This window comes from Streptomyces sp. NPDC012637 (genome assembly GCF_042954805.1).
In the GTDB taxonomy this organism is placed as follows: Bacteria; Actinomycetota; Actinomycetes; order Streptomycetales; family Streptomycetaceae; genus Streptomyces.
Map to the genome: position 1 here is coordinate 441,734 of NZ_JBIBDS010000005.1, position 15,891 is coordinate 457,624.

Genomic DNA, 15,891 nt, shown 5'->3' on the forward strand with positions numbered 1-15,891 from the left:
GGCGACACTTGACCCCTTGCGCAGTCCGGAGAAAGGTGCACGAGTGTCCCGCCGCAGAATCGGCTTCTGGTACCGCCTGGCGGCGGTCATCGCCAAACCCCCACTGGTGGTGCTGTTCAAGCGGGACTGGCGCGGAACGGAGCACATCCCGGCCGAGGGCGGCTTCATCACCGCGGTGAACCACAACTCGTACCTGGACCCGCTGTCCTACGCGCACTACCAGTACAACACCGGGCGCGTGCCCCGCTTCCTCGCCAAGGCCGGGCTCTTCAAGGGCTCGTTCGTCGGCATGATGCTGCGCAACACCGGCCAGATCCCGGTCTACCGCGAGACCACCAACGCCCTGGACGCCTTCCGGGCCGCCGTCGACGCCATCGAGCGCGGCGAGTGCGTCGCCTTCTACCCCGAGGGCACCCTCACCCGCGACCCCGAGATGTGGCCCATGGCCGGCAAGACGGGCGCCGCCCGCGTCGCCCTGCTCACCAAGGTCCCGGTCATCCCGGTCGCCCAGTGGGGCGCCAACCTCGCGATGCCGCCGTACGCCAAGGAGAACAAGCTCCGGCTGCTGCCGCGCAAGACGCTGGTCGTGCAGGCCGGTCCGCCGGTCGACCTCTCCCGCTTCTACGACGTCGAGCCCACGCCCGACGTGCTGCGCGAGGCCACCGAGGAGATCATGGCGGCCATCACCCGGATCCTGGAGGAGGTCCGCGGCGAGCAGGCTCCCGCAGAGCCGTACGACCACAGGAAGGCCCGGCTGCAGCAGCGCCGCAAGGCCGCGGAGGAAGGCAAGAAGTGACCAAGGCAGCCGTCTTCGGCAACGGATCCTGGGGCACCGCCTTCGCCATGGTGCTCGCCGACGCGGGCTGCGAGGTGAGCCTCTGGGGCCGTCGCGCCGAACTCGCCGAGGCCATCAACAGCACCGGCACCAACCCCGACTACCTCCCGGGCGTCGAACTCCCCAAGGGCATCACGGCCACCGCGGACCCGGCCGAGGCCGCCCGCGACGCCGACTTCACCGTCCTCGTCGTGCCCTCCCAGACCCTGCGCGCCAACCTCGCCGAATGGGCACCGAAGCTGGCGCCCGGCACCGTCCTCGTCTCCCTGATGAAGGGCATCGAACTCGGCACCGCCAAGCGGATGAGCGAGGTCATCCAGGAGGTCGCCGACGTACCGGCCGAGCGCGTCGCCGTGCTCACCGGCCCCAACCTGGCCAAGGAGATCGCCGCCCGGCAGCCCGCCGCCGCCGTCGTCGCCTGCGCCGACGAGACGGTCGCCCAGCGGCTCCAGACCGCCTGCATGACCCCGTACTTCCGCCCGTACACCAACACCGACGTCGTCGGCTGCGAACTCGGCGGCGCGGTCAAGAACGTCATCGGGCTCGCCGTCGGCATCGCCGACGGCATGGGGCTCGGCGACAACTCCAAGGCCACGCTCATCACCCGCGGCCTCGCCGAGACCACCCGGCTCGGCCTCGCCATGGGCGCCGACCCGCTCACCTTCTCCGGCCTCGCGGGCCTCGGCGACCTGGTCGCCACCTGCTCCTCGCCGCTCTCCCGGAACCACACCTTCGGCACCAACCTGGGCCGCGGGATGACCCTCCAGGAAACCATCGCGGCCACCAAGCAGACCGCCGAGGGCGTCAAGTCCTGCGAGTCCGTGCTCGATCTGGGCCGCCGCCACGGCGTCGACATGCCCATCACCGAGACCGTCGTCTCGATCGTCCACGAGGGCAAGCCGCCGGTCGTCGCGCTCAAGGAGCTGATGTCGCGCAGCGCCAAGGCGGAACGCCGGTGAGGCACCGCTGAGCCGGACGCGCGAAGCGGAAGCGGGGCGCTCAGGAGTTCGGACGCCGCAAGGTACGCTCAACGCGATATGAGCGAGAACACCCAGAGCCCCCGCAAGCCGCGCGTGGCCGTCGTCTTCGGCGGACGCAGCTCCGAGCACGCCATCTCCGTCGTCACCGCCGGTGCCGTCCTGCGCGCCATCGACCGGGACAAGTACGACGTGCTGCCCATCGGCATCACCCGGGAGGGGCGCTGGGCGCTGACCGCCGACGCCCCCGAGCGGATGGCCATCACCGAGCGCGCCCTGCCGGACGTCGCCGAGCTCGCCGAGTCGGAGACCGGCGGCGTGGTCCTGCCCGTCGACCCGGCCAGCCGCGAGGTCGTCCTCAACGAGCCCGGCTCCCTGCCGCAGGCCCTCGGCGAGGTCGACGTCGTCTTCCCGATGCTCCACGGCCCGTACGGCGAGGACGGCACCCTCCAGGGCCTCCTGGAGCTCTCCGGCATCCCGTACGTCGGCGCGGGCGTCCTCGCCTCCGCCGTCGGCCAGGACAAGGAGTACATGAAGCGGGTCTTCGTCTCCTTCGGCCTGCCGGTCGGCCCGTACGAGGTCATCCGGCCGCGGGAGTGGGAGCAGAACCCGGCCGCCGCCCGCAAGAAGATCGTGGAGTTCGCCGCCGACCACGGCTGGCCGCTCTTCGTGAAGCCGGCCCGTGGCGGCTCCTCCGTCGGCATCACCAAGGTCGACGGCCTCTCCGGCCTCGACGAGGCGATCGAGGAGGCCCGCCGCTACGACCCGAAGATCATCGTCGAGGCGCTGCTGCGCGGCCGCGAGATCGAGTGCGGCGTCCTGGAGTTCGAGGACGGCCCGCGCGCCAGCGTGCCCGCCGAGATCCCGCCGGTCACCGACCACGACTTCTACGACTTCGAGGCGAAGTACATCGACTCGGCCTCCGGCCTGGTGCCCGCGCCGATCGGCGACGACGCCACCGCCGAGGTCCAGCGGCTCGCCGTCGCCGCCTACGAGGCCGTCTCCTGCGAGGGCCTGGTGCGCGCCGACTTCTTCCTCACCGAGGACGGCGACTTCGTCATCAACGAGATCAACACCATGCCCGGCTTCACGCCCATCTCCATGTACCCGCGGATGTGGCAGGAGAGCGGCGTCAGCTACCCGGAGCTCGTCGACCGGCTCATCCAGGCCGCGCTGAACCGCTCCACGGGCCTGCGCTGAGCACACGCCCCCCGGGTCACAGGCTCGGGGGGACGGCCTTCTTCACGGGGGCGGCGAGATCCACGAGCGGGCCCATGTCGTGCGCGTACCGCTCGCCCAGCGACACCTCCACGTACGTCCTGCGGTACGTGGTGGTGAAGCGGGGTCCGTCGCCCTCGCGCTGCTCGACCAGCCAGCCGACACCGTCGACGTCGACGCCCTGCGCCTGCGGATCGGTCATCTTTTCGGGCCGGGGCACGCCGCAGCGCAGTACGATCGCCGCATCCCCCCACGCGGCGGTCAGTTCGGACTCCGGCTCGGTGCCGGCCCGCTCCAGACCCGCCACGGTGCCGGGCAGCTCCTTCGCGAGGGCACGGCAGAGGGCGGCCTCGGCCGCCGGAGGGCTGGGAACCGGCACCGACGTCTCCGCGTCCGAAGCGGAACAGCCGGTGGCGGCCAGCAGCAGCACGGCCGCGGCGGCGGAAGCGGTCAGGCCGAGGGGCCGGTGGGAAGACGTCACCGGCCAAGGGTAGACGGGGGCTAGATATGCACGACCGGGCAGGTGAGGGTGCGCGTGATGCCTTCCACTTGCTGGACCTTGGCGACCACCATGCGGCCCAGCGCGTCCACGGTTTCGGCCTCCGCTCGAACGATGACGTCGTACGGACCGGTCACGTCCTCCGCCTGGATCACCCCCGTGATCTTTGCGATGGTCTCGGCGACGGTCGACGCCTTGCCCACCTCGGTCTGAATAAGGATGTACGCCTGTACCACGGAACCTCCAGGGCGGCCACGAGGATCTTGTGGGAGAAAGAGACGCCACGGTACCGCGTCGCCGCGGGCCGCGGGGAGACCTCCGAGCTCGGAGGCGCACGCGGGGTGGCGTACACACATGAGAAGTTGACGGTCTACTTGACGGTATCCGGCACGGTGACGGCCCGCGACCCGCACGGCGAGGAGCGGCGGAGCGGCGCGGCGGCCGGCACGACGACACGAGGTGAATCGCGGTGAAGGGCACAGTCGGAGAGCTCGGCGAGTTCGGGCTCATCAGGGAGCTCACCTCCCGGCTCACCTCCACGCCCGCGGTGCGGATCGGGCCCGGCGACGACGCCGCGGTGGTCTCCGCCCCCGACCGGCGGGTGGTGGCCAGCACGGACATCCTGCTCGAAGGACGTCACTTCCGCCGCGACTGGTCGACGGCCTACGACGTCGGCCGCAAGGCCGCCGCCCAGAACCTCGCCGACATCGCCGCCATGGGCGCGGTGCCCACCGCGCTCCTGCTCGGCCTGGTCGTGCCCGCCGAGCTGCCCGTCACCTGGCCCACCGAACTCATGGACGGACTGCGCGACGAATGTCAGGTCGCCGGCGCCGCGGTGGTCGGCGGCGACGTGGTCCGCGGCGACACGATCACCGTCTCCATCACCGCCCTCGGCGACCTGCGCAACCACGACCCGGTCACCCGCGGCGGCGCCCAGCCCGGCGACGTCGTCGCCTACACCGGCTGGCTCGGCTGGTCCGCCGCCGGCTACGCGGTGCTCTCCCGAGGCTTCCGCTCCCCGCGCGCCTTCGTCGAGGCCCACCGCCGCCCCGAACCGCCGTACCACGCGGGTCCCGCGGCGGCCGGCCTCGGCGCCACCGCCATGTGCGACGTCAGCGACGGCCTGATCGCCGACCTCGGCCACATCGCCGAGGCCAGCAAGGTCCGCATCGACCTGCGCTCCGGCCTCATCGACATCCCCAGCCAGATGAACGACATCGGCCAGGCCGTCGGCGTCGACCCGCTCCAGTGGGTGCTCACCGGGGGAGAGGACCACGCGATCGTCGCCACCTTCCCGCCCGACGTGAAGCTCCCCGCCCGCTGGAAGGTCATCGGCGAGGTCCTCAACCCCTCCGCGCTGCCCCAGGTGACCGTCGACGGCGCGCCCTGGCACAGCAAGGGCGGCTGGGACCACTTCGGGGCCACCGAATGACCTCCCGGCCGCCCCTGGTCCTCACCGTCGCCGGATCCGACTCCGGCGGCGGCGCCGGCATCCAGGCCGACCTCAAGACCATGCTCGCGCTCGGCGTCCACGGCATGAGCGTGATCACGGCCGTGACCGCCCAGAACTCGCTGGGCGTCCGGGGCGCCTGGGAGCTGCCCGAGGAGGCCGTACGGGCCCAGTACCGGGCCGTCGTCGACGACATCGGCGTCCAGGCGGTCAAGACGGGCATGCTGGCCTCCGCCGTGCTCGTGGAGACGGTCGCCGGACTGCTCGCCGGGACCGCGGCGCCCGTCGTGGTCGACCCGGTGGGCGTCTCCAAGCACGGGGACCCGCTGCTCGCGGCCTCCGCGCTGGACGCCGTACGCACGAAGCTGCTGCCGGTCGCGACCGTCGCCACCCCGAACCTGGACGAAGTGGCGCAGCTCACGGGCGTCGTTGTCGAGGACGAGGCCGGGATGCGGCGGGCGGCCGGCGCGATCCTGTCGTACGGGCCGCGCTGGGCGCTGGTCAAGGGCGGGCACCTGCCCTCCGGCGAGGAGGCCGTGGACCTGCTGACGGACGGCTCCGAGGAGCTGTGGCTGCGCGCCCCGCGCCACGACAACCGGCACACCCACGGGACGGGCTGCACGCTCGCCTCGGCGGTGGCGTCGGGGCTCGCGAAGGGACTGACGGTGCCGGAGGCCGTACGGCAGGCGAAGGAGTACGTGACGGGCGCGATCGCCGCCGGCTTCTCGCTGGGCGGAGGCATCGGCCCCGTGGACCACGCCTGGCGCCTGCGCTGAGGCACGGCGACTGCCCGGAGGACGCGGCAACCGCGCCAGGGCATGGCAAAAGGCCGGTTCACCGAGGTGAACCGGCCTTTCAAGGCAACCGCAGGGGCTGCGCTACGACGAAACGTCGGCGGGGCTATCCCCGCTTCCGCGGGGGGAGCACCAATTAGCGCGAGACCTTGCCGGCCTTGATGCACGAGGTGCAGACGTTGAGCCGCTTCGGCGTCCGACCGACCACGGCACGCACACGCTGGATGTTCGGGTTCCAGCGACGAGACGTACGGCGGTGCGAGTGCGAAATGTTGTTGCCGAAGCCCGGCCCCTTGCCGCAGACGTCGCAGTTGGCAGCCACGGGTCACTCCAAAGACTTCAGATTTACAGTGAAATCCGGCGCACCGGAATCGGATCAGGGATCTGAAGTGGCTTGCCGGGGGAATGGCCCGACTGTGCCGGGCAACCGAAGCAGCATACAACGACTGCTTCCGTGGAACGAAACTACCATGGTCCGCCCGGCCCCCGCCCCGGGCCCCGGGCGGACGCGGGTCTACCCTGCGGTGAACCCACCGCGTCGCACAGGAGGACCACCCGTTGCCGCGAGCCCCGCAGACCCTCGACGCCGAAACGGTCCGATCCTGGTGCGCAGGGGCGCTGGCGGCGCTCGGCAGGGAGCGCGCGGAGATCGACGCCATCAACGTCTATCCCGTCGCGGACGGCGACACCGGAACCAACCTGTACCTGACCGTCGAGTCGGCCGCCCGGGCCGCCGACGAGGCCTTCGCCGAGGGAGCCCCGGAGGCCCCGGACGTGGCGGAGGTCATACGGGCGATGGCGCACGGCGCGCTGATCGGCGCCCGCGGCAACTCCGGCACCATCCTCTCCCAGCTCCTCCGCGGCATGTCCGCGGTCCTCGCCGAGGGCGGAGACGGCGACCAGCTCGCCCGCGCACTCGCGAGCGCCGCGGAAGCGGCCCGCCGGGCCGTCGCCCACCCCGTCGAGGGCACCCTCCTCACCGTCGCCGACGCGGCGGCCGGCGCCTGCGCGGCCGGCGGCGAGCTCGTGACGGTCGCCAGGAGCGCCTACGAGGGGGCAAGGACGGCCCTGGAGGCGACCCCCGGCCAACTGGACGTACTGCGTCGCGCGGGCGTCGTGGACGCCGGAGGACGCGGTCTGGTGGCGGTGCTCGGCGCGCTCGTCGAGGCCCTGACCGGCGAGGCGCCGGCGCCTCGCACCGAACCCGCGCACGCGCCGGTCGTCCTCGGCGACTGCCGGCCCGACGGAGGACCCTCGTACGAGGTCATCTACCTCCTGGAGGCCGAGGACGCCGCCGTGGACACCCTCAAGCGACGCCTCGACGAACTGGGGGACTCCCTCGTCGTCGTGGGCGGCGACGGGCTGTGGAACGTCCACGTCCACGTCGACGACGCCGGAGCGGCGGTCGAGGCCGGCGTCGAGGCGGGACGCCCGTACCGCATCCGCGTCACCCACTTCGAGTCCCGCCCGGAACCCGCCGGGCGCGCGGTCGTCGCCGTCCTGCCCGGCGACGGCCTCGCCGGGCTGTGCGCCGAGGCCGGCGCGACCACCCTGGTCGCCCGCCCCGGCGGGACGCCGACCGGCCTCGACCTCGCCGAGGCGATCCGCCGGGCCCACGCCCGCGAGGTCGTCCTGCTGCCCAACGACACCGAGCTGCGGCAGATCGCCGCCGCGGCCGCCGCACAGGTCAGGGCCGAGGGCATCCGGGTCGCCCTCATCCCCACCCGCGCCGCCGTCCAGGGCATCGCCGCCCTCGCCGTCCACGAACCCGACCGCCGCTTCGACGAGGACGTCGTCGCCATGACGGCCGCCGCCGGCGCCACCCGCTACGCCGAACTCGCCGTCGCCGAACGCCAGTCCTTCACCTCGGCCGGCGTCTGCCAGGCCGGCGACGTCCTCGGCCTCATCGAGGGCGACGTCGCCGTCATCGGCCAGGACCTCACCACCACCGCCCTCACGGTCCTCGACCGCATGCTCTCCGCGGGCGGCGAGCTGGTCACCCTCGTCGTCGCCGACGACACCCCGGAGGACCTGGCGCGGACCCTCGAACAGCACGTCCGCACCACGTACTTGGCCGTCGACACCACCGTCTACCACGCGGGCGAGGGCGCACCGCCGCTGCTGATCGGCGTGGAGTAGCCCCGGGCGGCCCCGAGGATTTCCGCCGCGGCTGCGCGACGGGTGTCAGTCACGTGGTGTGCAATGGATCGCGTGCCTGCGCTCGACGAACCACTCAAGAAGCTGCTCGGCGCCGCCACCGCCAAGGTGATGGCCGAGCACATGGACCTGCACACGGTCGGCGACCTGCTCCACCACTACCCCCGGCGGTACGCCGAGCGCGGCGAGCTGACCGCGCTGGCCGACCTGCCGCTGGACGAGCACGTCACCGTCGTCGCCCAGGTCGCCGACGCGCGCGTGCACACCTTCAACAAGGGCGGGCGCGGCAAGGGCCAGCGCCTGGAGGTCACCATCACCGACGGCAGCGGCCGGATGCAGCTGGTGTTCTTCGGCCGCACCGTCCACTTCCACCAGAAGGAACTGCTGCCCGGCCGGCGCGCCATGTTCGCCGGCAAGGTCGGCGTCTTCAACCGCCGCCTCCAGCTCGCCCACCCCGAGTACAAGCTCCTCGACGCCGACGACAGCACCGAGACCGTCAAGGCCTTCGCGAGCGAGCTGCTGCCCATCTACCCGGCCTGCAAGCAGCTGGAGTCCTGGACCATCGAGCAGTCCGTCGGCATCGCCCTCGACTCCATGGCCGCCACCGGCTGGGAGGGCCTCGTCGACCCGCTGCCGCCCGCCCTGCGCGAGGGCCGCGGCCTCACCGGGCTGCCCGACGCGCTCACCCGCATCCACCGGCCCCACACCAAGGCCGACATCGCCGACGCCCGCGACCGCCTCAAGTGGGACGAGGCCTTCGTCCTCCAGGTCGCCCTCGCCCGCCGACGCCACGCCGACACCCAGCTCCCCGCCGTCGCCCGCCGCCCCGCCCCCGACGGCCTGCTCACCGCCTTCGACGCGCGGCTCCCTTTCACCCTCACCGACGGCCAGCAGAAGGTCTCGAAGGAGATCTTCGACGACCTCGCCACCGACCACCCCATGCACCGCCTCCTCCAGGGCGAGGTCGGATCGGGCAAGACACTGGTGGCGCTGCGCGCCATGCTCGCCGTCGTCGACGCCGGCGGGCAGGCCGCGATGCTCGCGCCCACCGAGGTGCTCGCGCAGCAGCACCACCGGTCGGTGACCGAGATGATGGGCGACCTCGCCGAGGGCGGCATGCTCGGCGGGGCCGAGCACGCCACCAAGGTCGTGCTGCTCACCGGTTCCATGGGCGTCGCCGCGCGACGGCAGGCGCTGCTCGACCTGGTCAGCGGCGACGCCGGGATCGTCATCGGGACGCACGCGCTGATCGAGGACAAGGTGCAGTTCCACGACCTCGGCCTGGTCGTCGTCGACGAGCAGCACCGCTTCGGCGTGGAGCAGCGTGACGCGCTTCGGGGGAAGGGGCACTCCCAGAGGGAAAAGCGGACGCCGCACCTGCTCGTCATGACGGCCACGCCCATTCCCCGTACGGTCGCGATGACCGTCTTCGGCGACCTGGAGACCTCCGTCCTCGACCAGCTGCCCGCCGGCCGTTCCCCGATCGCCAGCCACGTCGTGCCCGCCGCCGACAAGCCGCACTTCCTCGCCCGTGCCTGGGAGCGGGTGCGCGAGGAGGTCGAGGCCGGGCACCAGGCGTACGTGGTGTGCCCGCGCATCGGCGACGAGGAGGACCGGAAGACCGGGAAGAAGGCGAGTCCCGAGGACGAGGCCGAGAAGCGGCCGCCGCTCGCCGTCCTCGAGGTCGCCGAGCAGCTGCGGGCCGGTCCGCTCGCCGGGCTCCGGGTCGAGGTGCTGCACGGCCGTATGCACCCCGACGACAAGGACGACGTCATGCGCCGCTTCGCCGCCGGCGAGGCCGACGTGCTGGTCGCCACCACCGTCATCGAGGTCGGCGTGAACGTGCCCAACGCCACCGCCATGGTGATCATGGATGCCGACCGCTTCGGCGTCTCCCAGCTCCACCAGCTGCGCGGCCGCGTCGGCCGTGGCTCCGCCGCCGGTCTCTGCCTGCTCGTCTCCGAGATGCCCGAGGCCAGCCCCGCGCGGCAGCGGCTGAACGCCGTCGCCGCCACCCTCGACGGCTTCGAGCTCTCCCGGATCGACCTCGAACAGCGCCGTGAGGGCGACGTCCTCGGCCAGGCACAGTCCGGCGTCCGCTCCTCGCTGCGGGTGCTCACCGTCATCGAGGACGAGGAGGTCATCGCCGCCGCCCGCGAGGAGGCCACCGCGATCGTCCTCGCCGACCCCGGCCTCACCGCCCACCCCGCGCTGCGCACCGCGCTCGACGCGCTCCTGGACAAGGACCGGGAGGAGTACCTGGAGAAGGGCTGACCGCCGCACGGCCGTCTCCCTCCCGCCCCGGCCGCCCTAAGCTATTGCTTACGCAACGGCTTATGGATGACGAGGACCCCAGATGACCCGCGTGATCGCCGGCACCGCCGGCGGACGCCGACTCGCCGTGCCCCCGGGCACCGGTACCCGGCCCACCTCAGACCGGGCGAGGGAAGGCCTCTTCTCGACCTGGGAGTCCTTCCACGGCCTCGCCGGCGCCCGCGTCGCCGACCTGTACGCGGGCTCCGGAGCCGTCGGCCTGGAGGCGCTGTCCCGCGGCGCCTCCCACGCCCTGCTGGTCGAGGCCGACCAGCGCGCCGCCCGCACCGTGCGCGAGAACATCCGCTCGCTCGGACTGCCCGGCGCCGAGTTCCGTACCGGCAAAGCGGAGCAGATCGTGACGGGCCCGGCGCCGGCCGAGCCGTACGACCTGGTCTTCCTCGATCCGCCGTACGCCGTCCCCGACGACGATCTTCGGGAGATCCTCCTCACAATGCGCTCGGGGGGCTGGATCGCCGAGGATGCCCTCGTCACCGTGGAGCGCAGCACCCGCGGCGGCGAGTTCGGCTGGCCGGACGGCTTCGCAGCCCTGCGGGCCCGTCGTTACGGCGAAGGCACGTTTTGGTACGGTCGCGCCGCCTCTACGTGCGAAGACGCACGATGACCGGACCGGAGAGCGAGGGAACCAAGTTGCGCCGCGCCGTCTGTCCCGGGTCGTTCGACCCGATCACCAATGGACACCTCGACATCATCGCCCGCGCCTCCAAGCTGTACGACGTCGTGCACGTCGCGGTGATGATCAACCAGTCGAAGCAGGGCCTGTTCACGGTCGACGAGCGGATCGAGCTGATCCGCGAGGTCACCGCCGACTTCGGCAACGTCGAGGTCGAGTCCTTCCACGGCCTGCTCGTGGACTTCTGCAAGCAGCGCGACATCCCCGCCATCGTCAAGGGGCTCCGGGCCGTCAGCGACTTCGACTACGAGCTGCAGATGGCCCAGATGAACAACGGCCTCTCGGGCGTGGAGACGCTGTTCGTGCCCACCAACCCGACGTACAGCTTCCTGTCGTCCTCCCTGGTCAAGGAGGTCGCGGCCTGGGGCGGCGACGTCTCCCACCTGGTGCCGGCCGCGGTGCTCTCCCGGCTCACCGAGCGGCTCGCCGAGAAGCGCTCGGGGCGGTGACCGCCGGCCACCGCCGCTGACGCTCCGTCACCTGGTCCCGGACAGGGGCCGACTGGCCTTACAGTCGTCCCGTCCGTCTCCATCCAGCTGTAGAGAGTGGCGAGCACCGGTGGACGTGCAGAAGAAGCTCGACGAGATCGTCGCGACGGTCCGGAGCGCCCGCTCCATGCCCATGTCGGCGTCCTGCGTGGTCAACCGGGCCGAGCTGCTCGCGCTGCTCGAAGAGGTCCGCGAGGCCCTGCCCGGCTCCCTCGCCCAGGCGCAGGAGCTGCTCGGCGGGCGCGAGCAGATGGTCGAGCAGGCCCGGATGGAGGCCGAGCGGATCATCGAGGCCGCCCACGCCGAGCGCGGTTCGCTGATCTCCGACACCCAGGTGGCCCGCCAGTCGCAGGACGAGGCCGAGCGGATCCTGGGCGAGGCCCGCCGGGAGGCCGAGGAGATCCGGGCCGAGGCCGACGACTACGTCGACTCCAAGCTCGCCAACTTCGAGGTCGTCCTCAACAAGACCATCGCCTCCGTCGACCGCGGCCGCGAGAAGCTCCTCGGCCGGGGCCCGGGCGTGGACGCGGACGGCTACGCCGACGAGGACGCCCCCGAGTACAGCGCGGACCCGCAGACCCTGATCCAGCGGGCCGACACCTACGTGGACGCCAAGCTGGGAGCCTTCGAGGCCGTCCTCAGCAAGACCCTGGAAGCGGTCGGCCGGGGCCGGCAGAAGCTGCACGGCCGGATCGCCAGCGACGCCCTCGGCGAGCACATGGCCGCCCAGGACGCGGCGGGCAACCCGCTGCACACCAGCGACGCCGACTACCTGGCGGGCCTCGCGGAGCTGGCCGACCCGGAGCCGGCCGCCGAGCCCCGGTCCGTACCGATCCCGGCCCAGCAGGCCCAGCCCGACCCGTACGGGTACCAGCAGCCCGTCCAGGACCCGTACGGCTACCAGCAGCCCGTCCAGGACCCGTACTCCGGCGCCGGCTCCACCGGAGCGGTCTACGCCGCGCCGCAGGCGGACCCGTACGCCGCGCCTCAGGCCGACCCCTACGCCTACCAGCAGCAGTACGGCTACGAGCAGCCGCAGGTGCAGCCCCACGTCCAGCAGCAGCCGCAGACCGCCGCCCTGGACGAGACCAGCTTCTTCGACACGAGCATGATCGACCTGGAGCAGCTGCGCCGCTACGAGCAGGGTCGCTGACCCGGATTGGGCCCTGAGCGAAGCGTCCAGTATTCTGGCTGTTCGGTCGCGCGTATGTCCGCGATCAGTGCTGCCCTCGCAAGGCGGCCCCTCACGTTCTGAACGATCCGAAAGCAGGAAGAACCCTGAGCACGCGCCTCGACCATCGCAACCCCCTCGTGTTCGACACGCACGAGCTGGGGCGGCGTCCTGGTGCCATGCAGCGGCTCTCCCGCACGGTCGACGCCCCCAGGGACCTGGGGATCGCGGGGGTCATCGCGGTGCCCGAGGGTGCCCCGGTGGAGATCGAGCTCCGTCTCGAGTCGGTCATGGAAGGGGTGCTTGTCACAGGCACCGCCCGTGCATCGGCCGAGGGGGAGTGCGTAAGGTGTCTGGAGCCCGTCGAGCTGGAGCTCGACGCGGACTTCCAGGAGATGTTCTCGTACCCCGACTCCGACGACCGGGGCCGCAGCAAGGCGGCCGCGGACGACGAAGCCGAGGACGACGAGGACATGATTCCCCTCGAGGACGGCATGTTCGACCTCGAGCCCGTGCTGCGCGATGCGGTGGTGCTCGCACTGCCCATGCAGCCGGTGTGCCGGGAGGACTGTGAAGGTCTGTGTTCCGAGTGCGGAATCAACCTGAACGACAACCCGGACCACCACCATGACGCCGTCGACATGCGTTGGGCGGCATTGCAGGGACTCGCCGGTTCACTGGGAGCCGACGAGAAGGACAACATGAGCGATGCCGCATCCGGTGTCGACGAGAAGCAGGAGAAGTAGCCGTGGCTGTTCCGAAGCGGAAGATGTCGCGCAGCAACACGCGCCACCGCCGGTCGCAGTGGAAGGCTGCGGTCACCCCCCTGGTTTCGTGTGAGCGTTGCCAGGAGCCGAAGCAGCAGCACATCGCGTGCCCGAGCTGCGGCACCTACAACAAGCGCCAGGTCCTCTCCGTCTGAGGGGCCGGTGAGAGGCACGATGTCTGACCACGTCAATTCGGCCTCGTCCCACACGCTTCTGGAAGGGCGGCTCGGGTATCAGCTCGAGTCCGCCCTTCTGGTGCGTGCGCTCACCCACCGTTCGTACGCGTACGAGAACGGCGGTCTGCCCACCAACGAGCGGCTGGAGTTCCTCGGGGACTCGGTGCTCGGCCTGGTGGTCACGGACACGCTGTACCGCACCCACCCCGACCTGCCCGAAGGCCAGCTGGCCAAGCTGCGGGCCGCGGTGGTCAACTCGCGTGCACTGGCGGACGTGGGCCGCGGCCTCGACCTTGGCTCGTTCATCCGGCTCGGCCGGGGCGAGGAAGGTACGGGCGGCCGGGACAAGGCGTCCATCCTCGCCGACACCCTCGAAGCGGTGATCGGCGCGGTCTATCTCGACCAGGGCCTCGACGCGGCGTCCGAGCTGGTGCACCGGCTCTTCGACCCGCTGATCGAGAAGTCCTCGAACCTCGGCGCCGGCCTGGACTGGAAGACCAGCCTCCAGGAGCTGACCGCGGCCGAGGGGCTCGGCGTTCCGGAGTACCTCGTCAGCGAGGAGGGGCCGGACCACGAGAAGACCTTCACTGCTGCTGCCCGCGTCGGTGGTGTCTCGTACGGCACCGGCACCGGCCGCAGCAAGAAGGAGGCGGAGCAGCAGGCGGCGGAGTCCGCGTGGCGCGAGATCCGCGCCGCCGCGGACGAGCGTGCGGTGGCTGCGGCGAAGGCCGCGGCCGAGAACGCCTCCGAGGACCAGGCCCCGGCCTGACCTTTCGCTTCCTCCTTCGTTCCGACGGTGCCCCCGTCCCCTGCCCAGGGGACGGGGGCACCGACGTGTGCGGGCGGTTGTAGGCTGCGGGCATCAGCCGAAGAGAGCCGTCCGGAGGAGTCCCGTGCCCGAGTTGCCCGAGGTCGAGGTCGTACGACGCGGTCTTGAGCGGTGGGTCGCGGGCCGGACCGTGGCCGAGGTGGAGGTCCTGCACCCGCGGGCCGTCCGGCGCCATCCGGAGGGTGCGGCGGACTTCGCGGCACGGCTGAAGGGCCGGCGCTTCGGGATCGCCCGGCGGCGCGGCAAGTACCTGTGGCTGCCGCTCGAAGACGGCGAGGCGTCCGTGCTCGGCCACCTCGGGATGAGCGGCCAGCTGCTGGTGCAGCCCGAGGACGCGGCGGACGAGAAGCACCTGCGGATCCGGATCCGCTTCGACGACGCGGCGGGGGCCGCGGGCTCGGCCGGGACCGAGCTGCGCTTCGTCGACCAGCGGACCTTCGGCGGTCTTTCGCTGCACGACACCGCCCCGGACAGCGCCGACGGGCTCCCGGACGTCATCGCGCACATCGCGCGCGACCCGCTGGATCCCGCCTTCGACGACGCGGCCTTCGCCACCGCGCTGCGGCTGCGGCGCACCACGGTCAAGCGGGCGCTGCTCGACCAGTCGCTCATCAGCGGGGTCGGCAACATCTACGCGGACGAGGCGCTGTGGCGGTCGAAGCTGCACTACGAGCGGCCGACGGCGACGCTGACCCGGCCGCGCGCGGCCGAGCTGCTCGGCCACGTCCGGGACGTGATGAACGCGGCGCTGGCGGCCGGCGGCACGAGTTTCGACAGCCTGTACGTGAACGTGAACGGGGAGTCGGGCTACTTCGACCGGTCGCTGGACGCGTACGGGCGGGAGGGCGAGGCCTGCCGGCGGTGCGGCACGCCGATGCGCAGGCGCCCGTGGATGAACCGCTCCAGCTACTTCTGCCCGCGCTGCCAGCGCCCGCCCCGCGTCACGGTCTGACGCGCGCGGGCGTGGCCTCAGGCTCGTACGCGTGACGGTCTCACGCGCCGCGAGGTGATCGGCACCGGGCATGACAGGCGGTCCTGTATGCCAGGCGGTACGGCCGCATCGGTGGTGGGACCTGCCAGAGGGTACGGCTCGACAGGCGGTACGGCGTGATCGGCGTTACGGCGTGACGGTCGCCGGCCAACCGTTGTCGTAGCTCTCGCGGGCGGCGAGCACCTGGTCCATCCGGCCTTCGACCAGGTGGATCAGGCCGAGCAGCTGCTCGGCGACCTCGCGGCCGAGCGGCGTGAGCCGGTAGTCGACGCGCGGGGGATTGGTGGGCTGGGCGTCGCGGTGGACGAGGCCGTCGCGTTCGAGCGCGTGCAGCGTCTGGGACAGCATCTTCTCGCTCACGCCGTCGACCCTGCGCCGCAGCTCGTTGAAGCGGAACGTGCCTTCGTGGAGCGCCCCCAGGATCAGGATGCCCCAGCGGCCGGTCACGTGCTCCAGCGTGCCCCGCGAAGGGCAGGACTTCGCGAACACGTCGTAGGCGAGGTCGTCAGTCATGTCCCTACCATACGCGCGC

At 72.0% G+C, this 15,891-nt stretch carries 18 protein-coding genes; 14 read left to right on the forward strand and 4 right to left on the reverse strand.

Annotation, left to right across the window (positions count from 1 at the left end; translation table 11 throughout):
- Positions 1–43: 43 nt before the first annotated feature.
- From ACFY8W_RS22325 to ACFY8W_RS22335, 3 genes are all read left to right on the forward strand, one after another.
- Positions 44–796 (forward strand): 1-acyl-sn-glycerol-3-phosphate acyltransferase, encoded by a 753-nt coding sequence (locus ACFY8W_RS22325; RefSeq protein WP_391107831.1) that lies wholly within the window; start codon positions 44–46, stop codon positions 794–796.
- Positions 793–1,794 (forward strand): NAD(P)H-dependent glycerol-3-phosphate dehydrogenase, encoded by a 1,002-nt coding sequence (locus ACFY8W_RS22330; RefSeq protein WP_391107834.1) that lies wholly within the window; start codon positions 793–795, stop codon positions 1,792–1,794. The genes ACFY8W_RS22325 and ACFY8W_RS22330 overlap by 4 nt, the downstream gene beginning before the upstream one ends.
- A gap of 78 nt (positions 1,795–1,872) precedes the next feature.
- Positions 1,873–3,012, forward strand: a complete 1,140-nt coding sequence (locus ACFY8W_RS22335) for a D-alanine--D-alanine ligase (RefSeq protein WP_391107837.1) — start codon at positions 1,873–1,875, stop codon at positions 3,010–3,012.
- 16 nt (positions 3,013–3,028) lie between these two features.
- On the opposite strand, the gene ACFY8W_RS22340 is transcribed toward ACFY8W_RS22335, so the two are convergent.
- On the reverse strand, positions 3,029–3,511 hold the full coding sequence (locus ACFY8W_RS22340; protein ID WP_391107840.1) for a DUF3515 family protein: 483 nt from the start codon (positions 3,509–3,511) through the stop codon (positions 3,029–3,031).
- 20 nt (positions 3,512–3,531) lie between these two features.
- A complete protein-coding gene (locus ACFY8W_RS22345; RefSeq protein WP_391107843.1) occupies positions 3,532–3,765 on the reverse strand; it encodes an Lrp/AsnC ligand binding domain-containing protein in 234 nt (77 codons plus the stop codon).
- 233 nt (positions 3,766–3,998) lie between these two features.
- Here ACFY8W_RS22345 and ACFY8W_RS22350 point away from each other — a divergent pair, with 233 nt between their 5' ends.
- Positions 3,999–4,961 carry a thiamine-phosphate kinase gene (locus tag ACFY8W_RS22350; protein WP_391107846.1) on the forward strand — a complete coding sequence of 321 codons (963 nt, stop codon included), beginning with the start codon at positions 3,999–4,001 and terminating at the stop codon, positions 4,959–4,961.
- Complete coding sequence (thiD, locus tag ACFY8W_RS22355; RefSeq protein WP_391107848.1) at positions 4,958–5,755, forward strand: bifunctional hydroxymethylpyrimidine kinase/phosphomethylpyrimidine kinase; 798 nt, start codon at positions 4,958–4,960, stop codon at positions 5,753–5,755. The genes ACFY8W_RS22350 and thiD overlap by 4 nt, the downstream gene beginning before the upstream one ends.
- 154 nt (positions 5,756–5,909) lie before the next feature.
- Here thiD and rpmB read toward each other — a convergent pair whose 3' ends face one another.
- The gene (gene rpmB, locus ACFY8W_RS22360) at positions 5,910–6,095 is read right to left on the reverse strand and encodes a 50S ribosomal protein L28 (RefSeq protein ID WP_003957616.1); all 186 of its coding nucleotides are present in this window, start codon (positions 6,093–6,095) and stop codon (positions 5,910–5,912) included.
- A gap of 236 nt (positions 6,096–6,331) precedes the next feature.
- On the opposite strand from rpmB, the gene ACFY8W_RS22365 reads away from it, so the two are divergent.
- The 9 genes from ACFY8W_RS22365 (at position 6,332) to mutM (ending at position 15,320) form a co-directional block, all read left to right on the forward strand.
- Entirely contained in the window at positions 6,332–7,912 is a 1,581-nt protein-coding gene (locus ACFY8W_RS22365) for a DAK2 domain-containing protein (RefSeq protein ID WP_391107851.1), read from the forward strand.
- A 63-nt stretch (positions 7,913–7,975) separates the two neighbouring features.
- Positions 7,976–10,204, forward strand: coding sequence for an ATP-dependent DNA helicase RecG (recG, locus tag ACFY8W_RS22370; protein WP_391107854.1), 2,229 nt, complete (start codon positions 7,976–7,978; stop codon positions 10,202–10,204).
- Between the two features lie 82 nt (positions 10,205–10,286).
- Complete coding sequence (gene rsmD, locus ACFY8W_RS22375) at positions 10,287–10,868, forward strand: 16S rRNA (guanine(966)-N(2))-methyltransferase RsmD (RefSeq protein ID WP_391107856.1); 582 nt, start codon at positions 10,287–10,289, stop codon at positions 10,866–10,868.
- Positions 10,869–10,894: 26 nt separating this feature from the next.
- Complete coding sequence (coaD, locus tag ACFY8W_RS22380) at positions 10,895–11,386, forward strand: pantetheine-phosphate adenylyltransferase (protein ID WP_391108288.1); 492 nt, start codon at positions 10,895–10,897, stop codon at positions 11,384–11,386.
- A 109-nt stretch (positions 11,387–11,495) separates the two neighbouring features.
- Positions 11,496–12,578 (forward strand): cell division initiation protein, encoded by a 1,083-nt coding sequence (locus ACFY8W_RS22385; protein ID WP_391107859.1) that lies wholly within the window; start codon positions 11,496–11,498, stop codon positions 12,576–12,578.
- Positions 12,579–12,736: 158 nt separating this feature from the next.
- On the forward strand, positions 12,737–13,342 hold the full coding sequence (locus tag ACFY8W_RS22390) for a YceD family protein (protein ID WP_391107862.1): 606 nt from the start codon (positions 12,737–12,739) through the stop codon (positions 13,340–13,342).
- Positions 13,343–13,344: 2 nt separating this feature from the next.
- Positions 13,345–13,518 (forward strand): 50S ribosomal protein L32, encoded by a 174-nt coding sequence (gene rpmF, locus ACFY8W_RS22395; RefSeq protein WP_030195083.1) that lies wholly within the window; start codon positions 13,345–13,347, stop codon positions 13,516–13,518.
- 19 nt (positions 13,519–13,537) lie between these two features.
- Complete coding sequence (gene rnc, locus ACFY8W_RS22400) at positions 13,538–14,308, forward strand: ribonuclease III (RefSeq protein WP_391107865.1); 771 nt, start codon at positions 13,538–13,540, stop codon at positions 14,306–14,308.
- Between the two features lie 124 nt (positions 14,309–14,432).
- Positions 14,433–15,320, forward strand: coding sequence for a bifunctional DNA-formamidopyrimidine glycosylase/DNA-(apurinic or apyrimidinic site) lyase (gene mutM, locus ACFY8W_RS22405; RefSeq protein WP_391107868.1), 888 nt, complete (start codon positions 14,433–14,435; stop codon positions 15,318–15,320).
- 165 nt (positions 15,321–15,485) lie between these two features.
- Here mutM and ACFY8W_RS22410 read toward each other — a convergent pair whose 3' ends face one another.
- Positions 15,486–15,872: a winged helix-turn-helix transcriptional regulator gene (locus ACFY8W_RS22410; RefSeq protein ID WP_391107871.1), complete on the reverse strand. Its 387-nt coding sequence runs from the start codon at positions 15,870–15,872 to the stop codon at positions 15,486–15,488.
- Between the last annotated feature and the right edge of the window lie 19 nt (positions 15,873–15,891).

What these genes read in the sequence shown, in the direction of transcription:
- ACFY8W_RS22335 (WP_391107837.1), top strand. Translation starts at nt 1,873, where the DNA reads ATGAGCGAGAACACCCAGAGCCCCCGCAAGCCGCGCGTGGCCGTCGTC.
- thiD (WP_391107848.1), top strand. Translation starts at nt 4,958, where the DNA reads ATGACCTCCCGGCCGCCCCTGGTCCTCACCGTCGCCGGATCCGACTCC.
- recG (WP_391107854.1), top strand. Translation starts at nt 7,976, where the DNA reads ATGGATCGCGTGCCTGCGCTCGACGAACCACTCAAGAAGCTGCTCGGC.
- rsmD (WP_391107856.1), top strand. Translation starts at nt 10,287, where the DNA reads ATGACCCGCGTGATCGCCGGCACCGCCGGCGGACGCCGACTCGCCGTG.
- rnc (WP_391107865.1), top strand. Translation starts at nt 13,538, where the DNA reads ATGTCTGACCACGTCAATTCGGCCTCGTCCCACACGCTTCTGGAAGGG.
- ACFY8W_RS22410 (WP_391107871.1), bottom strand. Translation starts at nt 15,872, where the DNA reads ATGACTGACGACCTCGCCTACGACGTGTTCGCGAAGTCCTGCCCTTCG.